24 protein-coding genes, 4 tRNA genes and 1 pseudogene are annotated in these 23,071 nt (G+C 68.5%); 7 read left to right on the top strand and 22 right to left on the bottom strand.

Annotated elements, in window-relative coordinates:
• Positions 1 to 24 precede the first annotated feature (24 nt).
• The 4 genes from JD292_RS04400 to recO form a co-directional block, all read right to left on the bottom strand.
• The gene (locus JD292_RS04400) at positions 25 to 1,284 is read right to left on the bottom strand and encodes a deoxyguanosinetriphosphate triphosphohydrolase (RefSeq protein WP_200131479.1); all 1,260 of its coding nucleotides are present in this window, start codon (positions 1,282 to 1,284) and stop codon (positions 25 to 27) included.
• Entirely contained in the window at positions 1,277 to 2,464 is a 1,188-nt protein-coding gene (gene dusB / locus JD292_RS04395) for a tRNA dihydrouridine synthase DusB (RefSeq protein ID WP_233613278.1), read from the bottom strand. The genes JD292_RS04400 and dusB overlap by 8 nt, the downstream gene beginning before the upstream one ends.
• A 67-nt stretch (positions 2,465 to 2,531) precedes the next feature.
• On the bottom strand, positions 2,532 to 3,317 hold the full coding sequence (locus JD292_RS04390; RefSeq protein ID WP_200131477.1) for an isoprenyl transferase: 786 nt from the start codon (positions 3,315 to 3,317) through the stop codon (positions 2,532 to 2,534).
• A gap of 37 nt (positions 3,318 to 3,354) precedes the next feature.
• Entirely contained in the window at positions 3,355 to 4,077 is a 723-nt protein-coding gene (gene recO / locus JD292_RS04385; protein WP_200131476.1) for a DNA repair protein RecO, read from the bottom strand.
• Positions 4,078 to 4,167: 90 nt separating this feature from the next.
• Here recO and JD292_RS04380 point away from each other — a divergent pair.
• Positions 4,168 to 4,800: pseudogene (locus JD292_RS04380) on the top strand (trimeric intracellular cation channel family protein); the annotation flags it as partial.
• A 328-nt stretch (positions 4,801 to 5,128) separates the two neighbouring features.
• Here JD292_RS04380 and JD292_RS04375 read toward each other — a convergent pair.
• The 13 genes from JD292_RS04375 to JD292_RS04315 form a co-directional block, all read right to left on the bottom strand.
• The gene (locus JD292_RS04375) at positions 5,129 to 5,407 is read right to left on the bottom strand and encodes a YgaP family membrane protein (RefSeq protein WP_200131475.1); all 279 of its coding nucleotides are present in this window, start codon (positions 5,405 to 5,407) and stop codon (positions 5,129 to 5,131) included.
• Between the two features lie 10 nt (positions 5,408 to 5,417).
• Complete coding sequence (locus JD292_RS04370; RefSeq protein ID WP_200131474.1) at positions 5,418 to 5,834, bottom strand: Fur family transcriptional regulator; 417 nt, start codon at positions 5,832 to 5,834, stop codon at positions 5,418 to 5,420.
• Positions 5,835 to 6,016: 182 nt separating this feature from the next.
• Positions 6,017 to 7,072 carry a 2,3-butanediol dehydrogenase gene (locus JD292_RS04365; RefSeq protein WP_200131473.1) on the bottom strand — a complete coding sequence of 352 codons (1,056 nt, stop codon included), beginning with the start codon at positions 7,070 to 7,072 and terminating at the stop codon, positions 6,017 to 6,019.
• Positions 7,073 to 7,351: 279 nt separating this feature from the next.
• Entirely contained in the window at positions 7,352 to 7,942 is a 591-nt protein-coding gene (ruvC, locus tag JD292_RS04360) for a crossover junction endodeoxyribonuclease RuvC (protein WP_200131472.1), read from the bottom strand.
• Positions 7,943 to 7,994: 52 nt separating this feature from the next.
• Positions 7,995 to 8,759, bottom strand: coding sequence for a YebC/PmpR family DNA-binding transcriptional regulator (locus JD292_RS04355; RefSeq protein ID WP_200131471.1), 765 nt, complete (start codon positions 8,757 to 8,759; stop codon positions 7,995 to 7,997).
• A 103-nt stretch (positions 8,760 to 8,862) separates the two neighbouring features.
• On the bottom strand, positions 8,863 to 9,438 hold the full coding sequence (locus tag JD292_RS04350) for an HIT family protein (protein WP_200131470.1): 576 nt from the start codon (positions 9,436 to 9,438) through the stop codon (positions 8,863 to 8,865).
• Positions 9,439 to 9,449: 11 nt separating this feature from the next.
• A complete protein-coding gene (gene thrS, locus JD292_RS04345; protein WP_200131469.1) occupies positions 9,450 to 11,429 on the bottom strand; it encodes a threonine--tRNA ligase in 1,980 nt (659 codons plus the stop codon).
• A 115-nt stretch (positions 11,430 to 11,544) separates the two neighbouring features.
• Positions 11,545 to 12,330: a MerR family transcriptional regulator gene (locus JD292_RS04340; protein ID WP_369411142.1), complete on the bottom strand. Its 786-nt coding sequence runs from the start codon at positions 12,328 to 12,330 to the stop codon at positions 11,545 to 11,547.
• Positions 12,327 to 13,241, bottom strand: a complete 915-nt coding sequence (locus JD292_RS04335; protein WP_200131468.1) for a hypothetical protein — start codon at positions 13,239 to 13,241, stop codon at positions 12,327 to 12,329. The genes JD292_RS04340 and JD292_RS04335 overlap by 4 nt, the downstream gene beginning before the upstream one ends.
• A gap of 118 nt (positions 13,242 to 13,359) precedes the next feature.
• Positions 13,360 to 14,859 carry a hypothetical protein gene (locus tag JD292_RS04330; protein ID WP_200131467.1) on the bottom strand — a complete coding sequence of 500 codons (1,500 nt, stop codon included), beginning with the start codon at positions 14,857 to 14,859 and terminating at the stop codon, positions 13,360 to 13,362.
• Positions 14,856 to 15,482, bottom strand: a complete 627-nt coding sequence (locus JD292_RS04325; RefSeq protein ID WP_200131466.1) for an ABC transporter ATP-binding protein — start codon at positions 15,480 to 15,482, stop codon at positions 14,856 to 14,858. Before JD292_RS04325 ends, JD292_RS04330 begins: the two co-directional genes overlap by 4 nt.
• Before the next feature lie 195 nt (positions 15,483 to 15,677).
• Complete coding sequence (locus tag JD292_RS04320; RefSeq protein WP_200131465.1) at positions 15,678 to 15,983, bottom strand: hypothetical protein; 306 nt, start codon at positions 15,981 to 15,983, stop codon at positions 15,678 to 15,680.
• Positions 15,984 to 16,146: 163 nt separating this feature from the next.
• Complete coding sequence (locus JD292_RS04315) at positions 16,147 to 16,878, bottom strand: SDR family NAD(P)-dependent oxidoreductase (RefSeq protein WP_200131464.1); 732 nt, start codon at positions 16,876 to 16,878, stop codon at positions 16,147 to 16,149.
• Between the two features lie 73 nt (positions 16,879 to 16,951).
• Between JD292_RS04315 and JD292_RS04310 the strand changes: the two genes are divergently transcribed.
• Positions 16,952 to 17,590 carry a TetR/AcrR family transcriptional regulator gene (locus JD292_RS04310; RefSeq protein ID WP_200131463.1) on the top strand — a complete coding sequence of 213 codons (639 nt, stop codon included), beginning with the start codon at positions 16,952 to 16,954 and terminating at the stop codon, positions 17,588 to 17,590.
• An 86-nt stretch (positions 17,591 to 17,676) separates the two neighbouring features.
• On the opposite strand, the gene JD292_RS04305 is transcribed toward JD292_RS04310, so the two are convergent.
• A tRNA-Val gene (locus JD292_RS04305) sits at positions 17,677 to 17,749 on the bottom strand.
• Between the two features lie 100 nt (positions 17,750 to 17,849).
• Positions 17,850 to 18,869 (bottom strand): hypothetical protein, encoded by a 1,020-nt coding sequence (locus tag JD292_RS04300; RefSeq protein WP_200131462.1) that lies wholly within the window; start codon positions 18,867 to 18,869, stop codon positions 17,850 to 17,852.
• 161 nt (positions 18,870 to 19,030) lie between these two features.
• On the opposite strand from JD292_RS04300, the gene JD292_RS04295 reads away from it, so the two are divergent.
• From JD292_RS04295 to JD292_RS04280, 4 genes are all read left to right on the top strand, one after another.
• A tRNA-Gly gene (locus JD292_RS04295) sits at positions 19,031 to 19,106 on the top strand.
• A 44-nt stretch (positions 19,107 to 19,150) separates the two neighbouring features.
• A tRNA-Cys gene (locus JD292_RS04290) sits at positions 19,151 to 19,221 on the top strand.
• Positions 19,222 to 19,252: 31 nt separating this feature from the next.
• Positions 19,253 to 19,324, top strand: a tRNA-Val gene (locus JD292_RS04285).
• A gap of 526 nt (positions 19,325 to 19,850) precedes the next feature.
• Positions 19,851 to 20,210 (top strand): RidA family protein, encoded by a 360-nt coding sequence (locus JD292_RS04280; protein WP_200131461.1) that lies wholly within the window; start codon positions 19,851 to 19,853, stop codon positions 20,208 to 20,210.
• A gap of 188 nt (positions 20,211 to 20,398) precedes the next feature.
• Here JD292_RS04280 and JD292_RS04275 read toward each other — a convergent pair whose 3' ends face one another.
• Complete coding sequence (locus JD292_RS04275) at positions 20,399 to 20,614, bottom strand: Rv0909 family putative TA system antitoxin (RefSeq protein WP_200131460.1); 216 nt, start codon at positions 20,612 to 20,614, stop codon at positions 20,399 to 20,401.
• 277 nt (positions 20,615 to 20,891) lie between these two features.
• On the opposite strand from JD292_RS04275, the gene JD292_RS04270 reads away from it, so the two are divergent.
• Positions 20,892 to 21,245, top strand: a complete 354-nt coding sequence (locus JD292_RS04270) for a VOC family protein (protein ID WP_200131459.1) — start codon at positions 20,892 to 20,894, stop codon at positions 21,243 to 21,245.
• A gap of 102 nt (positions 21,246 to 21,347) precedes the next feature.
• On the opposite strand, the gene JD292_RS04265 is transcribed toward JD292_RS04270, so the two are convergent.
• Both JD292_RS04265 and zapE read right to left on the bottom strand, forming a co-directional pair.
• Positions 21,348 to 22,007 carry a hypothetical protein gene (locus JD292_RS04265; RefSeq protein WP_200131458.1) on the bottom strand — a complete coding sequence of 220 codons (660 nt, stop codon included), beginning with the start codon at positions 22,005 to 22,007 and terminating at the stop codon, positions 21,348 to 21,350.
• The gene (zapE, locus tag JD292_RS04260) at positions 22,004 to 23,068 is read right to left on the bottom strand and encodes a cell division protein ZapE (RefSeq protein WP_200131457.1); all 1,065 of its coding nucleotides are present in this window, start codon (positions 23,066 to 23,068) and stop codon (positions 22,004 to 22,006) included. The genes JD292_RS04265 and zapE overlap by 4 nt, the downstream gene beginning before the upstream one ends.
• Between the last annotated feature and the right edge of the window lie 3 nt (positions 23,069 to 23,071).

Raw genomic sequence — 23,071 nt, 5'->3', positions numbered from 1 at the left:
TCTCGATCCTACCCGGCTCGCCGCTCAGACGAGCGGGACGTCGCAGTGCTCCTTGTACCAGGCGATCGCGGACTGGTCGGTGAGCGAGGCGACCTGGTCGACGACGGCGCGCTTCGCCCCCGCCTCGGAGTCTGCCGCGCGGTAGTCGGCAGCGAACGCGGGCTCGAGTGCGGTGGGTCCAGCGGCCCAGAGCGCGTCGAGGAGCTCGATGAGCAGTTCTCGCTGCCGGCGATAGGTCGGCTGGCGGCGGCCGCTCGACATGACGAACGCGGCAACGATGCCCTTGAGGACGGCGATCTCCGCGCGGATCTCGGCGGGAACGACGATGTCGGCCCCGTAGCGTGCGAGCGGGGCGCCGTCGGCGGACTCGAGGGTCGCGGCGATCGACGCGCGCGCGAAGCGGCCGATCATGTCGCTCGTGAAGTTCTTGAGCTGGGCCTGGTGACCGCGGGATCCGTCCCAGCGGACGAGCCAGGTGGGGGTGAGCGCGATGCGGTCGTAGGCTGCGGCCAGCTCATCGCTCGAGACGTCGCCGTCCGCCCAGTCCGCGACAGCCCTGATCAGGGAGTCGTGACCGGTGCGCGAGGTGAGGATCTCCGGGTCGATGTACTCGCTCACGATCGCGTCCTCGAAGTCGTGCACGGAGTAGGCGATGTCGTCGGAGAGGTCCATGACCTGGGCTTCCGAGCACTTGCGCCGCTCGGGGGCGCCCTGCCGGAGCCACTCGAACACGGGCGCATCGTCGGCGAAGTAGCCGAACTTCGCGCTCCCGGCGGGGGCTTCCGCGCGGCTCCACGGGTACTTGCAGCTCGCGTCGAGCGTGGCGCGCGTGAGATTGAGGCCGACGCTCGCGCCGTCGGGTGCGAAGTGCTTGGGTTCGAGCCGGGCGAGGATGCGCAGGGTCTGCGCGTTGCCCTCGAAGCCGCCGGCGTCCGCCGCCCACTCGTTGAGCGCCTTCTCGCCGTTGTGGCCGAAGGGCGGGTGCCCGAGGTCGTGGGCGAGGCACGCGGTGTCGACGACGTCCTGGGCCAGGTCGAGGGACGAGGCGAGCTCGCGGCCGATCTGGGCGACCTCGAGCGAGTGCGTGAGGCGGTTGCGCGCGAAGTCGATGCCCGCGGTCGGGCTCAGGACCTGGGTTTTCGCGGCGAGTCGCCGCCAGCCGCTCGAGTGGATCACGCGCGCGCGGTCGCGCGCGAAGTCGCTCCGGGACCCGCGATGCTGTTCGGGGACGAAGCGTTCGGCGTCCGCGGGCCCGTAGCCAGGGGGCAGCGCGGGCTCAGCCACCGGAATCGTCTCGCTCGGCCTCCGCCAGTTCGGCGTAGTCGATGCTGGCGCTCTCGCGGCTCGTCAGCCAGCCGTCGGGGAGGTGTACGCGCTTGGGGCTGCCGGCGCGGCCGCGCTGGCCCTCTGCGCCCTCGCCGGGGTACGGCATCGTGCCGTCCATCGTGGCGAAGATCTCGTCCATCTGCTCGAGCGATTCGACGGCGGCGAGGGCACGCCGAGTGTCGCCGCCGACGCCGTACCCCTTGTAGTACCAGGCGACGTGCTTGCGAATGTCGCGGCAGGCGCGGTCCTCCTCGCCGTCGAAGAACTCGACGAGCAGCTCGGTGTGGCGCCGCATCGCCTGCATCACAAAGCCCAGATCGGGGCGCGCGATTGCGCGCTCGGCGTCCGCCCGGGAGAGCTCGCCGGCCTCGGCGCGGAACGCCGCAGCGAGATCGCCGAAGAGCCAGGGACGGCCGAGGCAGCCGCGGCCGACGACCACGCCGTCGCAGCCCGTCTCCCGCACCATCCGGATCGCGTCCTCCGCGGACCAGATATCTCCGTTGCCGAGGATGGGCACGCTCGTGATCGTCTCCTTGAGCGTGGCGATCGAACTCCAGTCGGCTTGCCCGGAATAGAACTCGTTGGCCGTTCGCCCGTGCAGCGCGATCGCGGCGACGCCCGCGCCCTCAGCGGCCTTCGCCGCGTCGATAAAGGTGAGGTGATCGGCGTCGATGCCCTTGCGCATCTTGATGGTGAGAGGAATCTCCCCCGCCGCCTGCACGGCGCCCTCCACGATTGCGCGGAACAGATCGCTCTTCCACGGCAGCGCCGATCCGCCGCCCTTGCGCGTGACCTTCGGAACCGGGCAGCCGAAGTTGAGGTCGATGTGGTCGGCGAGATCCTCGTCGACGAGGAAGCGCACGGCCTCCGAGACGGTCTTCGGGTCGACGCCGTAGAGCTGGATCGAGCGCGGGGTTTCGCTCTCGTGGTGCTTGATCAGGCGCAGCGACGCGGGGGTGCGCTCGACGAGCGCGCGGCTCGTGATCATCTCGCTCACGTAGAGGCCTGCGCCGTATTCGCGGCAGAGCCGCCGGAACGCGGTATTCGTGATGCCCGCCATGGGCGCGAGGACCACCGGCACGTCGAGTGTCAGTGGGCCGATGCGCAGGCGCGGATCGGTGAGAGTCTGGGAAGTCATCCCTGACATTCTCTCAGATCAGACCGAGGTCCCCGGCAGCGCGGCCGCACTGTGGAGAAGTGGGGCGCTACTTCGCCTTGGGGGCGTCGGTCGCCCCGCCGAAGCGCCGATCCCGATCCTCGTAGATCTGGATCGCCCGCCAGAGCTCCTGCCTGCTGAAATCCGGCCAGAGCGTGTCGAGGAAGACCATCTCGGCGTACGCGGACTGCCACAGCATGAAGTTGCTCGTGCGCTGCTCCCCCGAGCTGCGGAGAAAGAGGTCGACGTCGGGGAGCTCCGGAACGTAGAGGTAGCGGCCGATCGTGCGCTCGCTGATGCCGTTCGGCGAGAGCCTGCCGGCCTCGACCTCCCCGGCGATCGCCCGGACCGCGTCGGTCAGCTCGTTCCGGCCGCCGTAGTTGACGCACATCGTGAGCGTGAGGCCCGTGTTGCGCGCGGTCGCGTGCTCGGAGGCCTTGAGCTCGGAGATCACGCTCCCCCACAGCTTCGGGCGGCGGCCGGCCCAGCGCATGCGCACGTTCCACGCGTCGAGCTGGGCGCGGCGGCGACGGAGCACGTCGCGGTTGAAGCCCATGAGGAAGCGGACCTCGTCGGGCGAGCGCCGCCAGTTCTCGGTCGAGAACGCGTAGACGCTCAGGTGCTTCACGCCGGCCTGGATCGCACCCGCGACAACGTCGAGCAGCGCCTGCTCGCCCATCCGGTGGCCCTCGACGCGGGAGAGCCCGCGCTGATTGGCCCACCGTCCGTTGCCGTCCATCACGATCGCGACGTGCTGCGGTGCTGGGCCCCGAAAAGCCGGGGGGTGCTCGCCGGTCCAGTCGACGGGCACCAGGGCATCGGGGGCGAAACGCATGGGTTTCAGTGTATCGGGCCGGGGTGTGCCGAACGCCTTAGTCGCGGCGCGCACCGAAGGAGCGCAGGCCGCGCTCGAGGTGCCACTGGGCATAGGCCGCGGCGATCCCGGCCGCCTGGCCCCGTTCGCGCTCGGTCGAGGCGAGGGCCCCATCCCAGTCCCCGGCGAGCAAGCTCCTGAGCAGGGCGATGCTGCCCGGATCGAGCCGTGGCGAACCGGGGGTGCGGCAGTCCTCGCAGACCACGCCGCCGAGCTGGACGACGACCACGGTGTGCGGACCAGCCGCTCCGCACCGCACGCACTCGTCGAAGCCGGGGGTCCAGCCGGCGAGCGAGAACGCGCGGAGGAGATAGCCGTCGCGCACCAGATCCGGCGGGATCTTCCCCACCGCGAGCGTCCGCAGCGCACCGACGAGCAGGGCGTAGAGCTCGCTTGAGGGGTCGCCCTCTGCGAGGCGCTCCGCGGTCTCGACGATGACGTTGCCCGCGCGATACCGGTCGTAGTCGGAACTGATCGCCGGTCCGTATGCCCCAAGGGTTTCGGCCTGCGTGATGGTATCGAGCGTGCGGCCCTCGTAGCACTGCAGATCCGCGACCATGAACGGCTCGAGCCGCGCGCCGAACTTGGACGAGGTGCGGCGGACGCCCTTCGCGACGGCGCGCAGCAGCCCGCGGCCACGGGTCAGCAGGGTGACGATCCGATCGGCCTCGCCGAGCTTGTGCGTGCGAATCACCACGCCGACTTCGCGGTAGAGGGGCATGCTCGCATTATCCCGCAGACCGGGGACATTCCCTCGATCCGGATCACGCCGTCCGCGAACCCCGAGCGCGCGGTGCGGGACAATGGAGGGATGCTCGACGAGACCTTCCAGACCCCCCTCGCCATCGACCTCGTGGCCGTTGGCGTCGGCAGTCTGCAGGGCGCCCTGTTCGCGGCGGGGTTCAAGAGGATCGATCTGCTCGGCGTCGCGATCATCGGCGTCGCCTCCGGTATCGGCGGCGGCTTCCTCCGCGACATCCTGCTCGGGGTCACCCCGGCCGCCTTCTCGCACAACTGGTACCTGCTGGTCGCGACGGCCGCCGCGTTCATCGGCATGGCGATCCCGCGCGTCTTCGAGCGCGTGGACCCGGTGATGACCGTGCTCGACGCGCTCTCCATCGGCATGTTCGGCGCGATCGGCACGACCAAGGCGCTCGCGCACGGCCTCCCGGTGATTCCTGCGCTCTTCATCGGCACGGTCTCCGCCGTCGGCGGCGGCGTGCTCCGAGACGTGATGCTCAACATCCCGATCGCGCTCATGCACGTCGGCTCGCTCTACGCGGTCGCCGCACTCGTGGGAACCGGGGTGCTGGCGGCGCTGCTCGCCTTCGGAGTCCCGGTGATGATCGCCGGCGTGATCTGCGTCGTCGTCACCGCCGCGGTCCGGCTGCTCGCCGTTCGCTTCGGCTGGAGCCTCCCCGAACAGCGAGCCCTCAGCCGGATCCGGCTGCGCCGTCAGCGCCAGGTCGAGCTGGCCGTGGATGAGGCGCTCCAGACCGGGGCGATCACGCTGTCGCTCGATCTCGCTGACCTCGCCGACCTGGAGGACGACGACGCAGCGGACGAGGAACCCCGGACGCCGCCCGCGACGAAGGACCCTGGCCCGGACGCAGGGGATTCGGCTCGGGGTCGTGACCGCGACCGCGATCACGGGCCGTGGCGCTCCTGGGGCCCTGAAGGCCCGCCGAGCGCGCTCTGATCGGGGATTCTCGCGCTTCACTGCCCCACCCGTCACGGGGTTCGGCGGCGAAACGCGAGACGTCCCGCTCGCCTCAGCGGGTCGCGGCGACCTGGCCCCGCGAGGCCTGCTCGGCGCGCTCAGCCTCGAGTGCCGCGCGCCCCGAGAACGGTCCGCCGAAGAGCAGCGCCAGCGGGCACACGTTGAGCGCGCCGACCGTCGCGAACAGCAGGCCGATCGCTAGGGCGACGATGCCCCATGCGAGGTGCCCGGCTGGGAACAGGACGAACGCCGCGACGAGGATCAGCGCCGCACCGACGACGATCCTGATCCCGCGGCCGAACGGGTGAGCCATGAACTGTGCGAACTTCACGATGAACCTCCTACTCGGATCGCTCCGGCGGCTGCCGGAGCGAGGTCGCTGCGAGGGGCGCGTCGCCCTCTCGGCAGGCTGCGCAGCGGCCGCGGACCACGAGTCCGGCCTCGGCGAGATGGGCGCCGAGCTGCTGCTGGATCGCCGCGAGCGTTGCCGCGGGAAGCTCGATGTCGACGATGCCGCCGCAGCTCACGCACGCGAAGTGATCGTGCGGCTCCGGCCTGGCGTCGAGCACGATCGTGCGGCCGTCGCTGGGCACCGTGCCGATTTTCCCCGCCTCGCTGAGGCGGGCCGTGATCCGGTGCAGTGAGGTCAGCGAGAGCTCCGGAAGCTCGGTCGCGAGTTCCTCGTGGAGCGCCAGGTTGCTGGCGTGGCCGAGACGGTGGAGCGCTGAAATGACGGCCCGAGTCTGGATCGTGGACATGCCCTGATCTTAGGGTGAATTATTCACGAAAGTCAATAATTTACCGAACGGGTGGGTGCCTCCGGGAGCCGCGATCCCCGCTCTTCCCGTCGGGGCCCGTTCACGGCGCAGCGGCGGCCGGCCCGAGCAATTCGAGCCGGCCGCCGCACTCCCGCGCGCCGCAGCGCGCAGTCACCGCGAAACTACGGGTGGACGATGATCTTCACCGCGGTCTCGTTGCGGTTGATGAGCGTGTCGAATCCCTCATCGATGAGATTCTCGAGCGCGATCCGACCGGTGATGAACGGCTCCAGATCCACCTTGCCGTCCTGCACGAGCTTGATCGTCGCGGCGTGGTCGCGCACGTAGGCGATCGTGCCGCGCAGGTCGATCTCCTTGAGCACCAACTTCTGCATGTCGAGCTGAGCGGGCTTTCCCCAGATCGAGACGTTGACGATGACGCCGGTCGGCTTCACCGCGTCGAACAGCTGGTTGAGCACCACGTTGACGCTCGTGCACTCGAAGGCGACATCGGCTCCCACGCCCTGGGTGATCTCGAGCACCCGCGCGATCAGGTCTTCCCGCGAGGGATCCACGACGTAATCGGCGACGCCCGTGTCGAGCGCCCTCTGCTTCCTCGCCTCGCTGAGCTCGCTCATGATCACCGTGATGCCCTCGGCCTTCAGCACCGCGGCCACGAGCAGGCCGATCGGTCCGGCGCCACCGATGAGTGCGACGTCGCCCGCGACCGCATCCGAGCGGCGCACGGCGTGGTGCGCGACCGACAGCGGCTCGATGAGCGCCGCCTGGTCGAACGGGATATCGCCGACCGGGTGCACCCAGCGGCGATCCACGACGATCTTCTCGCTCAGGCCTCCACCGCCGCCGGCGAGGCCGATGAAGCCCATCTTCACGCACAGGTGGTAGTTGCCCGCCTTGCAGGGGCCGCATTCGTCGCACACAAAGTACGGTTCGACGACCACGCGATCGCCGACCGCGAGATCGTCCACGCCCTCGCCGAGCTCCGACACCGTGCCGGAGAACTCGTGCCCCAGTGTGACCGGGGACTCCTCGTGCGAGAGCGGGTGGGGATGCCCGGGCGCCGGGCAGAAGATCGGGCCGTCGAGGTACTCGTGCAGGTCCGTGCCGCAGATGCCGCACCAGGCCACGTCGATCTTCACCGCGCCGGGTCGGAGCTCGGGCTCCGGAATCTCTTCGATGCGGATGTCCTTCGGGCCGTGGAAGCGTGCCGCCTTCATCGTTCTCTCCTTCTCGAAAGTGCGCGGAGCCACGCAATGCTCCGGGATCGCCTTCGAGCGGGGCCCGCATGTCGGGGCGATCCGGTCGGAACGCCCTCCCTTGACTCTATCCCTCGGAACGAAATGGTGCGGCAAAAAAGCCCGGGTCAGGGGCATTTTCCGCGAATTCTGAGGGGCGAAAGGAAAGCGAGAGGCGGGACCGTCGGAATGTTCGGCTGGGCCGGAGCGGGCGCGGCCGCGGACGCGTAGCCGCGGTGCAGCGCAGGTGCCCTCGGACGGTCAGGAGCGAGGGCCGCGCCGGCGGCCGGCCTTGGCCTCGGCCTCGCGCCAGGCGCGCTGCGCTGGCGTCTCGCCCGAGGGGGCCGCGCTCGTGCTGCGATCGGCCGATCCGCCGCGGCCCAGGTGCCACGCGTGCGTGATGGCGAGCGCGAGCGCGTCGGCGGCGTCGGCCGGTTTGGGCGGCTGCGCGAGGCGAAGGAGGCGGGTCACCATCGTGGTGACCTGCGCTTTGTCTGCCGCGCCGTAGCCGGTGACCTGCGCTTTCACCTCATTGGGGGTGTAGAGGGCGACGGGGATGCCGCGCTGCTCCGCGAGATACATGATGACGCCGCTGATCTGGGCGACCCCCATGACGCTCGGGAGGTTCTGCTGCGCGAAGACGCGTTCGAGCGCGATCCCTGCGGGTTTCTCCCCGTCGAGGAGTCGCTGGATTCCCGATCCGAGCTGGAGCAGCCGTTCGGGGGTGCTCGCGGTGGCCGGGCTGCGCATGACCTCGACGTGTTCGAAGTCGATGCGCCGCCCGGCGCCCGCGGTGACGATCCCGATTCCGAGTCGGGTGAGCCCGGGGTCGATACCGATGATCCGGGTCACCTGGAGTCCTTCTTCGGAGGGTGGGGTCGCGTGTCGGTTTGGGTGTGCGGGATTACTCGTCGTTCGCGAGCTCGGCCTGCACGTCCGCGGTGAGGTCGAAGTTCGAGAACACGTTCTGCACGTCGTCGGAGTCCTCGAGGGCGTCGATCAGGCGGAACACCTTGCGGGCGGTGTCGGCGTCGATCTCGACCTTGAGGTTCGGGACGAATTCGGCATCGGCGGAGTCGTAGTCGATTCCCGCGTCGACGAGCGCGGTGCGCGCTGCGACGAGGTCGCTCGCCTCGGTGAGGACCTCGAAGGACTCGCCGTTCGGGGTCGGCGTGACCTCTTCCGCCCCCGCCTCGAGGACGGCCATCAGGACATCGTCCTCGGTGGTGCCCTCCGCGGGGACGGTGATGACGCCCTTGCGTGCGAAGTTGTAGGCGACGCTGCCGGGATCGGCGAGCGTGCCGCCGTTGCGGCTGAGGGCGGTGCGCACCTCGGCCGCTGCGCGGTTCTTGTTGTCGGTGAGGCACTCGATCATGAGGGCGACGCCGTTGGGGCCGTAGCCCTCGTACATGATCGTGGTGTACTCGACGGCGTCACCGGTGAGGCCGGCGCCCCGCTTGATGGCGCGATCGATGTTGTCACCGGGGACCGAGTTCTTCTTGGCCTTGTGGACGGCGTCGGCGAGTGCCGGGTTGCCGGCCAGGTCCGCGCCGCCGATGCGCGCGGCGACCTCGATCACCTTGATGTACTTGGCGAAGGCCTTCGCGCGGCGCGAGTCGATGATGGCCTTCTTGTGCTTGGTCGTGGCCCATTTGGAGTGTCCGGACACGGGAGCTCCTTCTTCTGTGTGTAGCGGCGGAAAGTGTGGGGTTCGGCGCGGTGGCGGCCGAGTGGTGGCGGGTGCGAGGCGATGCGGCGCGGTGACGCTGCGGTCAGTTCGTCGCTTCGGCTCCCCCGTCGTCGTCGGGTGGGTCGGCCCACGCGGTCGCGAGGAGTTCGCGGACCTCTCCGAGGAGCTGGGGCATCGCTTTGGTTTTCGCGATGATCGGGAAGAAATTCGCGTCGGACTGCCACCGCGGCACGATGTGCTGGTGGAGGTGCGCCGCGACGCCCGCTCCGGCGACGGCGCCCTGGTTCATGCCGATGTTGAAGCCATCGCATCCCATCGCGCCGCGCACGACGCGCATGGCGCGCTGGGTCAGTTCCCCTATCTCGGCCACTTCCTCCGGCGTCGCCTCGTCGTAGCCGCCGATGTGGCGGTAGGGGCAGACGAGGAGGTGCCCGTTGTTGTAGGGGAAGAGGTTGAGCAGCACGTAGGCGGTGCGGCCCCGGTGCACGATGAGCGCGTCCTCATCGCTGCGCCGCGGCGCCTCGCAGAACGGGCAGTCGTGGCGCTCCGGCTGGGTGTGGTCCGAGACGTAGACCATCCGGTGGGGCACCCAGAGTCGCTGCAGGCCGTCGGGGTCGCCGACGGCTCCGCTCTCCGCGATGCTTTCCACGCGTTCCATGGCTGTGCCCGCTACTCCCCTGCTGCCGCGTCGGCCCAGGCAGTGTTGACCTGCTCGTGCGACGCGATTGCGTCGACGATGCGCTCGATCGCTTCGTCGACGGGAACGCCGTTGAGCTGCGTGCCGTCGCGGAAGCGGAAGCTGACGGCGCCGGCCGCGCGATCGTCCTCACCGGCGATGAGCTGGAACGGGATCTTCGCCTTGGTGTGCGTGCGGATCTTCTTCGGCATGCGGTCATCGGCGTGATCGACCTCGGCGCGGACACCGCGCTCGCGGAGCTTGGCGATGACGCCGTCGAGGTAGGGGCCGTACTCGTCTGCGACGGGGATGCCCACGACCTGGACGGGCGACAGCCACACGGGGAACGCGCCGGCGTAGTGCTCGAGCAGGATCGCGAAGAAGCGTTCCACCGAGCCGAGGAGCGCGCGGTGGATCATGACGGGCTGCTTGCGCGTGCCGTCGGCCGCGGCGTACTCGAGCTCGAACAGCGCCGGCTGGTTGAAGTCGAGCTGCACGGTCGAGAGCTGCCAGGTGCGGCCGATCGCGTCGCGGGCCTGCACGGAGATCTTGGGGCCGTAGAAGGCGGCCCCGCCGGGATCGGCGACGAGTTCGAGACCGGATTCCTCGCCGACCTCGCGCAGGGTCTGCTCCGCGATGGCCCACTGCTCGTCCGTGCCGACCGACTTCTCCGGGTCCCTCGTGGAGAGCTCGAGGTAGAAGTCGTTGAGGCCGTAGGCGCGCAGCGTGGCGAAGACGAAGTCGAGCTGGCGCTTGATCTCGTCTTTCACCTGCTCGTCGGTGACGTAGATGTGCGCGTCGTCCTGGGTGAGGCCGCGCACGCGGGTGAGGCCGGAGAGCGTGCCGCTCTTCTCGTAGCGGTACACGGTGCCGAACTCGGCGAGGCGGAGCGGCAGCTCACGATAGGAGCGCGCGCGGGCGCGGAAGATGAGGTTGTGGAACGGGCAGTTCATGGGCTTCAGGTAGTAGTCCTGGCCCTGCTTGGTGACGTTGCCGTCTGCGTCGACCACCTCGTCGAGGTGCATGGCCGGGAACATGCCGTCCTTGTACCAGTTGAGGTGCTGGCTCGTCTCGAAGAGGGTGCCCTTCGTGATGTGCGGGCTGTTCACGACCTCGTAGCCGTTCTTCAGTAGTTCGGTGCGCATGAAGTTCTCGATCTCGTGCCGGATGATTCCGCCCTTGGGGTGGAACACGGCCAGGCCCGAACCGATCTCGTCGGGGAAGCTGAAGAGGTCGAGTTCGACGCCGAGCTTGCGGTGGTCGCGCTTCGCGGCCTCCTCGAGCCGGGTCTGGTAGGCGCGGAGCTCGTCCTTGGTGGGCCACGCGGTGCCGTAGATGCGCTGCAGCATCGGGTTGGCCTCGCTGCCGCGCCAGTAGGCGCCGGCGCTGCGCATGAGCGCCCAGCCATTGCCGAGCATGCGGGTGCTCGGCAGGTGCGGGCCGCGGCAGAGATCCTTCCAGCAGACCTCGCCGGTCTTCGGATCGACGTTGTCGTAGATGGTGAGCTCGGCGCCGCCGACCTCGACGTTCTCGTTATCGCTGCCGGTGCTGCCGCCCTTGAGGCCGATGAGCTCCAGCTTGTAGGGCTCGTTCGCGAGCTCCTCGCGCGCCTCCTCCTCAGAGACGACGCGGCGCACGAAACGCTGGCCCTGCTTCACGATCTTCTGCATCTCGGAGGAGATCTTCTTCAGATCCTCCGGGGTGAAGGGCTCGGCCGGATCGAAGTCGTAGTAGAAGCCGTCGGTGATGGGCGGGCCGATCCCGAGCTTCGTCTCGGGGTTGATGCGCTGCACGGCCTGCGCGAGCACGTGGGCCGCGGAATGGCGGAGGATGTTCAGCCCGTCTTCCGAGTCGATCGTGACGGGCTCGACCGTGTCGGTCTCGGCCACCTCTGCGGCGAGGTCGCGGAGCTCGCCGTTGACGCGCATGGCGACGATCGAGCGATCGGTGAACAGGGAGAAGCCATCGGCCACTGGGGCACACTCCTTCGGGACGGAAGCAACAACCCGTCGATTCTATCGCCAGCGGCTGACACGGACCGATCCCGCGCCGCTCGCCAGTCGAATCCGGGCGATGCGGGCCGCCGGATCACTGCCGGATCAGGGCCTCAAACCGCCTCCAGACCTCCAGCTGTGCCCCGCTCAGCGACGCGCCCTGAAGCTCGGCGGCGAGGTCGAGCACCTGCGCGCCGTCACTCGCCCCCGCGAAGTCGTGCCCGGCCGTCAGCTCGGCAGCGAATGCGGCGATCGCCCCGGCCAGGTGGTCCGCACGCTGCGCGTCGATGGTCGGCTCGCCCTCCAGGGCAGCGAACTCCTGCAGCCAGGACGGCGCGGCGCCAAGGTCCGCGAACTGCTGGGCGACCGCCGCCTCGAAGTGGGCGGCGGTCGCGCTGTCGATCGCGCCGGTACCGGTCGCGAGCAGCCACACGTCGCGGTCGAGCTGCGCGGTCTGCGACTCGCGACCGGCGCCTGATCCGCACTCCGATCTGGGGTTACCCAACGCCTGCGCCGGCCCGTGGAGCGTGCGCCGTAGCTCCCGCAGGAGTCCGCGCTGACGCTCGATCCGTTCCGCCTGCGCGTCGAGCACGCGTTCGAGGTCGTCGAGCTGGTGCGACAGACTCGAGGGATCCTGATCCAGGGCTCGAGCCACCTCGCGAAGCGGCATCCCGCTGGCGGCGAGTTCACGAATTCTGAGGACGCGCACCAGGTCGGCCGCGGAGTATCTGCGATATCCGTTCGCGTCGCGCGGCGCCTCCGGGAGCAGACCGATGCGGTGATAGTGCCGGAGGGCGCGGGGCGTCGTACCGGCGAGCGCTGCAACGTCGCGCGTGCGCAGGACGCTCGCGGGTCCGGTCGGTGCATCGCGGGCGCTCACCGCTGCGGCTCCTCCGGGAGCTGCGGCTCCTCCGAGCGCTGCGGCTGTCCCGGTCGCTGCGACTCCCCCGGTCGCTGCTGCTCTCGGGACCGCACCGCCGCGAGGAACGCCTCGGGGTCGTCGACGAACAGCTCGACCTCCGCTGCGCGGAACCCCTCCGGACGCTGCTTCCGTGCGACGGGCGCGGCCGCGGGGACCGGCTCAGTGAACCGGAGCCGCACATTCGTGCTCTGGAATTGCGTGAGGATCAGGCGATCCTCGGCGACCGCTGGCTGGGTGTGCGCGTGATTCGCGAGCGGTACGGCCGAGGCGATGTTGTCGAGCGGCGTCGCGAGCACGGTCTCGTGACCCCAGCGGAGGTGGAGGCGATCCTGAGCGATGAAGTGCGGGTGAACGCGACGGGACGCCAGGAGCCCCAAGACGAACAGCACGCCCCACACGGTCAGGAGTGCCAGCGCGAGACGCAACCAGGGCCACGGAACGAGCACGTGCACGATCACCAGCTCGCCAACACTCAGGCCGACGAGAACGAGCGGGAAGGTGCTGCTCCCCCGGCTATACCCGAACGGGACCGCGCCGGGGCCGAGCATCTTCCTGCGCCGCGCGGCGAGCCCGAGCGCGTGGAATGCGCGCAGCTCGGTGAGCGCCGGCCGGATCAGCGGTTCTTCGCGCCCCCAGCGATCGAGGATCTCGCCTCGCCCTGCGCCCAGCGTCGCGCGGCGAAACCGGATGACGGTGAGGACCACGAAGACCGCGAGGAGCGGCAACTCGATCGAGAGAAAGGCGATGACTGCCGTCCGCGTCGTGATCAGACCGCCCAAGCTGAGCGTGAGGAGCGTGAGTGCGACCAGCAGGGACAGGCCGCCGTGCAGGCGATGCACCAGCCGCAGTCGTTCCGTGTCGAGTCGCATGTGTCCAGTCTCAACTACGACCCAAGGGCGGAGTCAAGGGCCGCGCACCGCGGGAGACGGATGACGCAAGCGACGTGAACCGTGATCACGCGAGCCGCGCACCCCACTGCCGCCCGACTCAGCGACGGTTCTTCCATCGGAGCAGGATAAGTCCCGCAACCCAGACCACGAGGCTCCCGAGTGGGACTGGCGTCACGGGAAGCAGGGAGACGGTCAGCGCTCCGGCGATCGCGATCAACGGATCGCTGAGTGCCCAGCCCAGCTGCAAGAGGATGCTGGGGTCGCCAGCCGGGGAGCTGATGGGCGTGAGCAGGCTCGGAGGGAGCGGTCCCTTCAGGGCGCTCGCGAGCCGGAGCGCCAGCGCGAGAACACCGGCCACGACCGCCGCGAAGATCGCGGCCCCGAGGGGCGCGCCAATCGCGTGCGCGAGCAGAGCAGCGGACGTCGAGAGCAGGACGATCAGCGCCACGAGCGGAAAGAGCGCGTGCAGGAGCACGAGGCGCCGGTCGCTGATGCCGTACAACGGGGAATCACCCGCCACGCTCGCGGCGTGCAGGAGCCCCTTGGCGAGCGGGCCGGCCCCGCCGTAGACCACGATCCCCGCGATGCCCGCCAGAAACGTGCCCGGGGCGCCAGGCAGGAGTGAGAGCGTCATCGCGGATCCGGCAGTGATCATCGCCGCGACCGCCCCCAGAAGCCGGGTGGGTGTCCGAGCCTGTCCAACCGTGTCGCGGAGAAAAAACGTGATCCACAGGTGCCGGCTCGGCCAGACTGCACGAAGCTTCCGCCCGACCCGGGGCTCGTCCTCGTACACGGACGCCGCCGCGCGGACGTCGAGGGAGAACGAAAACACTGCGGCCCGCTCCCACTGCGCTGCCTGCCTCCCGAGCTGCGCCCCGGTGAGTCGATCGAGCAGCGCCGGAGCCACGCCGATCGAGGCCGCGGCCAGCACCGTCAATCCCGCCACTGAGCGCGGGTCCGAGCCGGGAAGCGGGTAACTCGCCCCAGCCCACCCCCACGGCGTGAACGCGAGCATCTGCGGCATCGACAGACATAGCGCCGCGAGCCCCCACACGGCCAGCGCCAAAGGGAGAGCAACGTGCGGGAAGACCTGCCCGAGCAGCCACAGCACCGTCGACACGACACCGGCAGCGACCCCCGCGGCCACGAAGGCCAATACCATCCCAATGCCCGCATGGCCACCGCTCAACACGGCTCCCCCGATGAGCGCTGCGCTGCCGGCACACGCTGCAACAACGCCCGTCGCTGAGAGGAGCAACGGCCGGCGGAGGGTGACAGCTCGGCGGAGGCCGCTGCTCGTCAGCGCGTGAAGCAGAAACGGCGGGAGGAGCGCCGGACCTCGTTTTCGTCCCACCACCAGCGCCGCTCCCCAGAGTGCGGCGACGAACGCAGACACCGCGGAGGGAGCGTTCCCGGCGGTCAGCACCGCGATCCCGCTCGGGCCGCTCGCCGCGATCCACAGCGCGCGACCCAGCGGCAAGACGACGATGAGCGCGATGAGCAGGCAAGCGTAGGACGCGTAGGCCCGGTCACCCCCGGAGCGCTCACGTCGTCTCCGCCAGATGCCTCGCGCAGTCGAGAGCCCCGACGCGCTCATGACCGTGCCTCGAGTGTGAGCGTGCGGTCGGCGGTGCGGTCCGCGAGGCGGTCGCTGTGCGTCGCCGCGACGATCGTCGCCCCGCTCGCCCGTCGATCCAGCATCGCACGCGCGAGCAACTCGGTCCGCTCCGGATCGAGACGCTGTTCGGGCTCGTCGAGGAGGAGCACGTCGAAGGGACGAACGAACGCGAGCGCAAGACCGAACAGCTGGGTTTGTCCGGAGGAAAGCTCGTGCGGATACCGCGTCGACAACGCGACGAGATCGAACTCGGTGAGCACGCTGCGAGCCGCCGATTCCACTGATCCGGGGTCCTGCTCCCAGGTCGAGGACACGAGCGCGACATGATCGAACACCGTCAGATCAGACGCCATCGGCGGCAAACCGATCATGGTCGCCACCCTGCGCCGGAACGCGGGATCGCGCTCGTTCACGGGACCGCCGCACACCTGGACCGTGCCGGCCGTTGGTCTCGCGCGACCGGTCAGGACGCGCAGGAGTGTCGTCTTCCCCGAGCCGTTCTCGCCGCGCAACGCCACGATCTGGCCCGGCCCCGCCTGGAACGTCGTCGCGGGGAGCAGGAGGGCGTCGTCGACCCCCACGCTCACCGCGTTCACGCTCATGAGCGGTGGTGATTCACGCGCAGGGACCGCGGTGCCCCGCGGGTCCCCGGTGCCGGAATGGAAAGAATGGTTCGTCGGGAAATTTCTGGAGTGCACAGGTCGCCTCTGGTTGCGTGCGGGCATGCTGAACTGGTCGATGCCATCCACGACGATGCGCCTCGCGCTCAGCGCACACCAGCGCGCGCGATCGAGCGTTCAGCCGTGGACAGCCAGCATCCCGGACGGGGCACGGGAGCGCACCGTCCCCCGCGTACCCGGGGCGACCGGGCGGAGCGGCGGCCAAGCGACTGGCGTCGCAGGCCCGGCCGTCGACGGCTGCACGCGAGTGACGTGCCGCTGTGACAGGCTGCGCGCGAAATCCGCAATGACCGGCGTTGCGGCGAGCAGGGCGAGCGCCAACAGCGCGAAGGCGAACGGAAGCGGAAGATCGGGAGTCAGCGGCAGCACGCCCAGATACAGCAGCACCGCAGTGAGCTTGATCGCCGCCCAGCGCTTCTCCATGACCGTCACCTCCAACCCGTAACAGGCTACCTGATCTGGGCTTTGTGAGGGTGTGGTCGGCAAACTCGGAGGGATCGCCTGCACCGGATGCCCAGTGCCGTGCTGGCGGCTTCCGGTACTCCTGGGAGGCCCCGTGCTCGGCGCGCCCGGCGCTTGACCCGGCTCAGCGGAGCATCACCTGGCCCCCGTCGACCATGAGCGTCTGGCCCGTCATATAACGCGAATCGTCTGAGGCGAGGAACACGGCAACCGGCGCGATATCCCGGTCGAGATCGCCAACGCGTCCGAGCGGCGTCTTGGCGGCGGCGGCCTGACCGGCTTCCGGGTTCGCGGCGAAGTACGCCTCGACTCCCTCGGACAGTGCAAACGGGGACATGACGTTGACCCTGATTCCGTCGGCCGCCCACTCGTTCGCAGTCACCCGGCTGAGTCCTCGAATGGCTTCCTTGTTCGCGCCGTAGGCCGCCTGCGTGACCTGACCGGTGATGCCCGCTCCCGAAGCGAAGTTGATGACGGATCCGTGCGCGGCCTTCAAGGCTGGATACGCCTCCTGCATGAGACGAACGGTAGCCCAGAGCCCAGTTCCGAACGCCAGATCCCAGTCCTCCTGCGCTGTCTCAATGAAGAGCTTCTGCGTGGACGCCTGCGCGCAATTGACGAGGACGTCGATTCCACCAAACGCGCCGAGTGCTTTCTCGACGACGACGACGGCGCTGCCCGGATCCATCAGATCAGCCTCGACGAGAATGCTCGAGTCGGTCGCTTCCTGCGAGAACTGACCGGGTCGGTCGACGTACACAACGTTGGCGCCCTCGCGCTGATAGGCGCGGGCAATCGCCCCGCCGATACCGCGCGCGCTCCCGGTAACGATTGCGGTCTTTCCTTCGAGCTTCACTGCTGATCCTTTCGTTGGAATGAACTGCACGTTGTGCAAACCATGCACGACAAGCAAACAGTAACATTGCGGAATGCCTTCTCCAAGCCTCACTGAGCAACGACAGATCGCTACCCGCCGCCATATTGCTCGGGTTGCGGCTCGCCTTTTCTCGGAACAGGGCGTGCAGCAGACAACGGTCGCCCAGATCGCCGAGGAAAGCGGCGTCGCGCTGAGAACCTTCTACTCCTACTTCGATTCCAAGCAGTCCGCCATCGCTCCCGCGCTGGACGATGGAAGCCAGATGCTCGCGAGTGCACTCTCTGCAATTGCGCCGGAGGTCGAACTGGGAACGGCAATCCGGCTCGCCGTGGCGGCCGCAATCAACGAGTCAGAAGTCTCTCGACGGAGCCCAGAAGCCGAATGGATCCGGAACCTCCTCCGGGTCATGGAAACTGATCCTCAGCTGAAGGCGATCTGGCTGGGAAGCCTCCACAGCGCCGAGAACGACCTCTGCGGCGCGCTGCGCAATCGAGCCGATGGCCCCGATGACAACGTAGAACTCCGGCTGTTGGCCGCGGCCGTAGTCTCCAGCGCCCGGATCGCGGTAGAAACCTGGGCCGCGAGAGAACCCGGTGAAATCGACGCCGCGGAGCTTGCGCTTCGATGCATCGCACTGGCGATGCCCCATCGGGCTGCAACGCGAAATGAGGCCGAACGCGCTGACGGGTGACGGGACGATCTGCTCCCGGGGCAGCCCCGCTCGCGCCTCATGCTGTCTCACACAAAACCCCCGGCATGACCGGGGGTTTTTCTCTGTGGGCGATACCAGACTCGAACTGATGACCTCTTCCGTGTGAAGGAAGCGCGCTACCAACTGCGCCAATCGCCCGCTGCGGATCTTGGATCCTGCCAACCTGAACGATCATACACGAAGCGAACGCGCCGGTGCGCCCCCGCCCCACTTCCCCGCGTCCGGCGGGAAATCGTCGCTAGGAGTCCGGGCGTGTCGAGATCGGGGCGAGTGTGCTGTCCAGCTGGTCCTCCAACTCGGCGCTCAGCTCGCTCAGCGCCACCAGGCGCTCGCGCATCGAGTTGTAGCGGTCGATGTCGACCTTCAGCGCCGCCATGCGGTCCTCGAGATCCGCCCGATCCTCCGCCAGCCCGTTCCTGATCTGATTGAACTTCTGAGGGTTCTTCGCGAACTCCTTGCGCTGATTTCTCGCGTTCAGATCAGCGGTCGCATCGTTGTACGACTTCACATCGGCGTCATACTGCGCCTTGCGGTTCTCGATGTCGTTCCGCAGGGACTCCATGTCCTTCCGCAACGACGCGGCCTCGCTCTGCAGGTCCGTGAACACGGAGTGGTACTTCTCGAAGCAGGCCACGATCTTCCCGCGGTCTTCGAACCACTCCGCGTAGTGCTTTTCAAGCCACTCCGGAAGCGCGCGAACCTCGGTCCCGAAAACCGAGTGCAGCTCGTTCGCAAAGGCCGCGTCGGAGAGGTGCTCGTACACCGACATGCGCTCCTTGAGCTCGGGGTCGCGCGCTGCCCGCTTCTGGTACTCGCGGCGCAGCTTCTCCGCGAGCGCGAGACGATCCCCCTCGCCCAGACGCGTGTACGCCGCGTGCAGCAGCTCGTGGGCCGCGGTCACCTCGACCACGCCGCTCACCCGCTCGTCCTTCACGTCGAACAGGTGAATGCGTCGGTCCGAAAAACACCCGAGGACGTGGCCCTGCTCGGAATGATCCACCTCGGCGCACTGCTCCGAAAAGTGCTGGCTCCCATCGACCGTGGGATGCGACGCCTTGAAGATGCGCTGCCCGGTGGGCGTCAGATCGAGATCCGTCATCAACTGCGATTCCCGCGCAGACGGGTTGTACCCGATCGACGCAAAGGAATCCTGAATCTCCTGCCGGTAAGTCAACCCGAGAACGACGCCGGCGACCAAGCCAATCATCACGCACGCCGCGAACACGCGCTTCGCGACCTTGCGTGCGGATACCGACATGTGATCAGCCTATTCGTACGGGCCCCTCGCGACCTCCTCGCGCGGCGAAATCCGCGAAAACTCAACCCATTCGTAACCGGCGCGCCCGGGCGACGCGGCCCGATTTGCACCGCACCCAAAACCTCCCCTATAGTCATTCAGGTACACGGCAACGTGAACATGCGGATGTAGCGCAGTTGGTAGCGCATCACCTTGCCAAGGTGAGGGTCGCGAGTTCGAGTCTCGTCATCCGCTCCAAGTGATTGGAGCAATCCAATCACTTTTGTGGTGGCAACCACTACGGTGGCGTGGCCGAGAGGCGAGGCAGCGGCCTGCAAAGCCGTATACACGGGTTCGAATCCCGTCGCCACCTCGCTGAAAATTGAATAAGCCTGAACACACAGGCGCGATTGGCGCAGCGGTAGCGCGCTTCCCTGACACGGAAGAGGTCACTGGTTCGATCCCAGTATCGCGCACGAAAAAGCCCCGGCTCTGCCGGGGCTTTCGTCGTTTCGAGGGTCGAACCGGTGACCCGCGGGGATCGGAGAATGCTTTGCGTTCTCCCTCATGATTCCCGCGCTGGTTCGATCCCAGTATCGCGCACGAAACAGCCCCGGCAACGCCAGGGCTTTTCTCGTTTCGAGGATCGAACCGGTGACCCGCGGGAATCGGAGAACGCGGTGCGTTCTCCCTGAGATTCCCGCGCTGGTTCGATCCCAGTATCGCGCACGAAGAAGCCCCGGCAACGCCGGGGCTTTCGTCGTTTTGTGGGTCGAACCGGTGACCCGCGGGAATCGGAGAACGCTTTGCGTTCTCCCTCATGATTCCCGCGCTGGTTCGATCCCAGTATTACGCACGAAAAGGCCCCGGCAACGCCGGGGCTTTCCTCGTTTTGTGGGTCGTACCGGTGACCCGCGGGGATCGGAGAACGCGGTGCGTTCTCTCCCCCCGGCTCACTATGCTGAGTCGAACCAAGATCGCCCCGTAACGGAGAGCACCCCCATGAGCACCAACCCGATCTACAGCCCCTCTCGGACCGCGAGCGGCGCCCTGATCTTCGTGTCCGGGCAGATCCCCGTGGACGCCCATGGACAGTTCGTCGGCGACGATTTCCGTGCCCAGGCCAACGCGGTCCTGGACCGGATCACCGACGTGCTCGCTGCCAACGGCGAGTCCCTCTCCGCCGTGGTGAAGCTCAGCTATTTCCTCACGGACCTGGCAGATCTCCCGGTACTGCGCGAGGTGATCGCGGAGCGGCTGCCCGATCCGAAGCCCGCGAGCACCCTCGTTCACGTGTCAGCGCTCATCGATCCGCGGTTCAGGCTCGAAGTGGAGGCCGTCGCAGGCTCGACGGGAAGCTGACCGACGGAGCCCGGAGCGGGCCCGGCGGCCTGTGCGGGCTCAGGCGCCCCCGACGTCCCCCGCGGGCCAACGCGCCCCCGACGTCCCCCGCGGGCCAACGCGCCCCGATGTCCTCCGCGGGCTCAATCCCTCGAGGCAAACGAAAACGGCGCCCTCCCGGAGGAAGACGCCGTTCGTGGACGAGTGACCTACTCGTTGCCGACCTGCTTGTCGAGGTTGGCGCGGGTCTCCTCGACGCGGTCAGCAAACTTGCCGCCCGTCACCTTGTTGGCGAGGTCGGCGGCGCCGTCGAGAATGCGGTCGCTGATGCCCTCGGCCTGCTCGCTGTGGAGCGCCTCGTTTGCCTTGTCCGCGTTCTCGCGCGCGAAATCGCCGGCCTTCTTGCCCAGATCTTCAATGCCCATGTGAGCTCCTTCCTCCGAGCGCCGACCCTTTCAGCGCATCGACCCCATTATGGCGCGCGGCATCCGCCCCGGTAAATGCCTGTGGCCGGGGAATCTGCGTGAATTTTTGGAATCGCCTGGCAGGAGGGCCTGGGCGCCGTAGGGGCGAGGCCGCAGGAGATCAACCTGTTGAAGTTATGGCGGTACGGGCGGGCACGTGCCAGACTCGGAACGCGGGTATCGGGAGTCAGGTGCGACGCCGCTCCCCCGGAATGCCCGGCGTACGAAGGAGTGCACAATGATCGGCAAACTCTCAGCGGTGGTGCTCGACTGCCGCGACCCCCAGCACCTCGCGGAGTTCTACCGGGTGATCCTTGGCGGAACGATCGACAAGGATCCGGACGGCGACTGGATCGACCTGAAAATCGATGGCGGCGGGCCGCTCGTGTCCTTCCAGCAGGTCCCCGGGCACGAACCTCCGGAGTGGCCGGGCGACTCTGGTGACCAGCAGTTGCACCTCGACATCGCCGTCGAGGATTTCGACCACGCGGAACAGGCGCTCCTCGAAGCGGGAGCGCGATTCGTGGAGTCCCACGACGGGTTCAGGGTGTTTCTCGACCCCGCCGGGCACCCGTTCTGCATCGTCCACTGACGCGCGCAGGGCGGGCACGGTGGCGCCGGCCCTGCCCCGCAGGGGCGCGGGGAGACGGAGTCCCTGGGATGCTGAGCCCCGGGGATGCCGAACCCCTGAACCCTACGAGACGGTGAACCCGTACTCGCGGCTGACGACGGCTACGGCGCGCTCGAACACCTCGCGGTCCAGGACGTGTCCCTCCCGCCGCATGCCCTCGGCGGTGACGCGGAGCAGGCGTTCCGGGGAGAGGAAGCTCTCGCGCCCCTCGGAGTCCCAGCCGCCCGTTCCCACGGACACGAACCCGCGATGGAACTTCGTGCTGAGGTAGCAGCCGGCTGTGGCGCCGTCATCGAGGCGCGCGATGATGAGCACGGGCCGATCCTTGCCGCGCCCGTCGTTCTCGACGTACGGAACCCAGGTCCAGACGACCTCGCCCGGATCGGGATCGCCGTCCGCGTTCGGGCTGTAGCTGGAGTGCAGGCCGCGCGCCTCCTGCGCGGTCAGGTCGCGCGTCGCTCCCGAGCCGAACTGGCCGGGGCTCGGCTCCCCCGCTGCCGGACGGGGCCCCGTTGCAGCGTTGGTGCCCGATCCGGGGCGCGGCGCGCGCGTCCCGCCCGAGGGCTCCGCTCCGCGCGGCTTCGGCCGCGACGAGGTCGTGCGCGAGGACGGCCGGGCCGGAGCCTGCGGGCGATCGGCTCCGGATCGCTTCGACGCCGAGCGCAAAAACGCCTGCAGGAACGAGCGGAAGAACTCGCCCCAGCCGCCGCCCGGGGAACTCATCGCTCGATCTCGCTCGACGTCAGCGCGTTCAGGCGGGAGATGCAGCGCAGATACTTCTTGCGGTAGCCGCCGTCGAGCATGCCGCCGCCGAAGATCGAGGTCAGCGGGATGCCCGTGGCCCGGATCGGGATCTGGGCGTCGTAGACGCGGTCGATGAACGCGACGAAGCGCAGCGCGGCGGACTGATCGGTGAGTTCGTGCACGTCGCGCAGGCCGATGCACTGCACGCCGTCGAGGAGTCCCTGGTAGCTCGACGGGTGCACGGAGGCGAGATGCGCGACGAGCTCGGAGAAGTCGTCGTCGGTCATCCGCTCCCCCGAGGCCGCGACGTCGGCGAGGGCGAAGCGGTAGGCATCGTCCGAGAGCGCGATCGCGTCGCCGGTGATGTCGCGCTGGCGGTAATCGACGCCGTCGATCCGGATCGTGAGGAAGCGATCCGACATCGCCTGGATCTCGCGCAGGAAGTCGGCCGCGGCGAAGCGGCCCTCGCCGAGCGCGTTCGGCGGGGTGTTCGACGTCGCGACGATCTTCGTGCCGGACGAGGTCAAATCCCCGATCAGGCGGGTCATGAGCATCGTGTCGCCCGGATCGTCGAGCTCGAACTCGTCGATGCAGATGAGCTTCGCCCCCTGCAGCACGCCGAGAGCTCCGGCGTAGCCGAGCGCCCCAACGAGCGCCGTGTACTCGATGAACGTGCCGAAGTACTTGCGGCCCTTCGTCGCGTGCCAGGTGGCCGCGAGGAGGTGGGTCTTGCCGACGCCGAAGCCGCCGTCGAGGTAGATGCCGGGCTTCGTGGTGCCCGCGGGCTTCGCCTCGGCCGGCTTCTTGCGGCCGAAGCCGAAGAACCCGTTGCGGACCGCGGGGGCCTCGGGCGCGGCAAAGAAGCGCAGCAGCTCTCGGGCCTCCTCCTGGGAGGGATAGTCGGGGTCCGGCCGATACGACTCGAAGGTCGCGTGATCGAACTGCGGCGGCGGGACGAGGGAGGAGACGAGCTCCGCCCCTGAGAACGCCGGAGACCGGTCAACGAGGCGGGCGGAACTGTGCTGCTGGTCTGTGGACATCGT

The sequence above is a fragment of the Leucobacter edaphi genome (genome assembly GCF_016522535.1).
In the GTDB taxonomy this organism is placed as follows: Bacteria; Actinomycetota; Actinomycetes; order Actinomycetales; family Microbacteriaceae; genus Leucobacter; species Leucobacter edaphi.
Note: the sequence above shows the minus strand (reverse complement) of the source record. Positions and strands in the feature narration are given on the sequence as shown.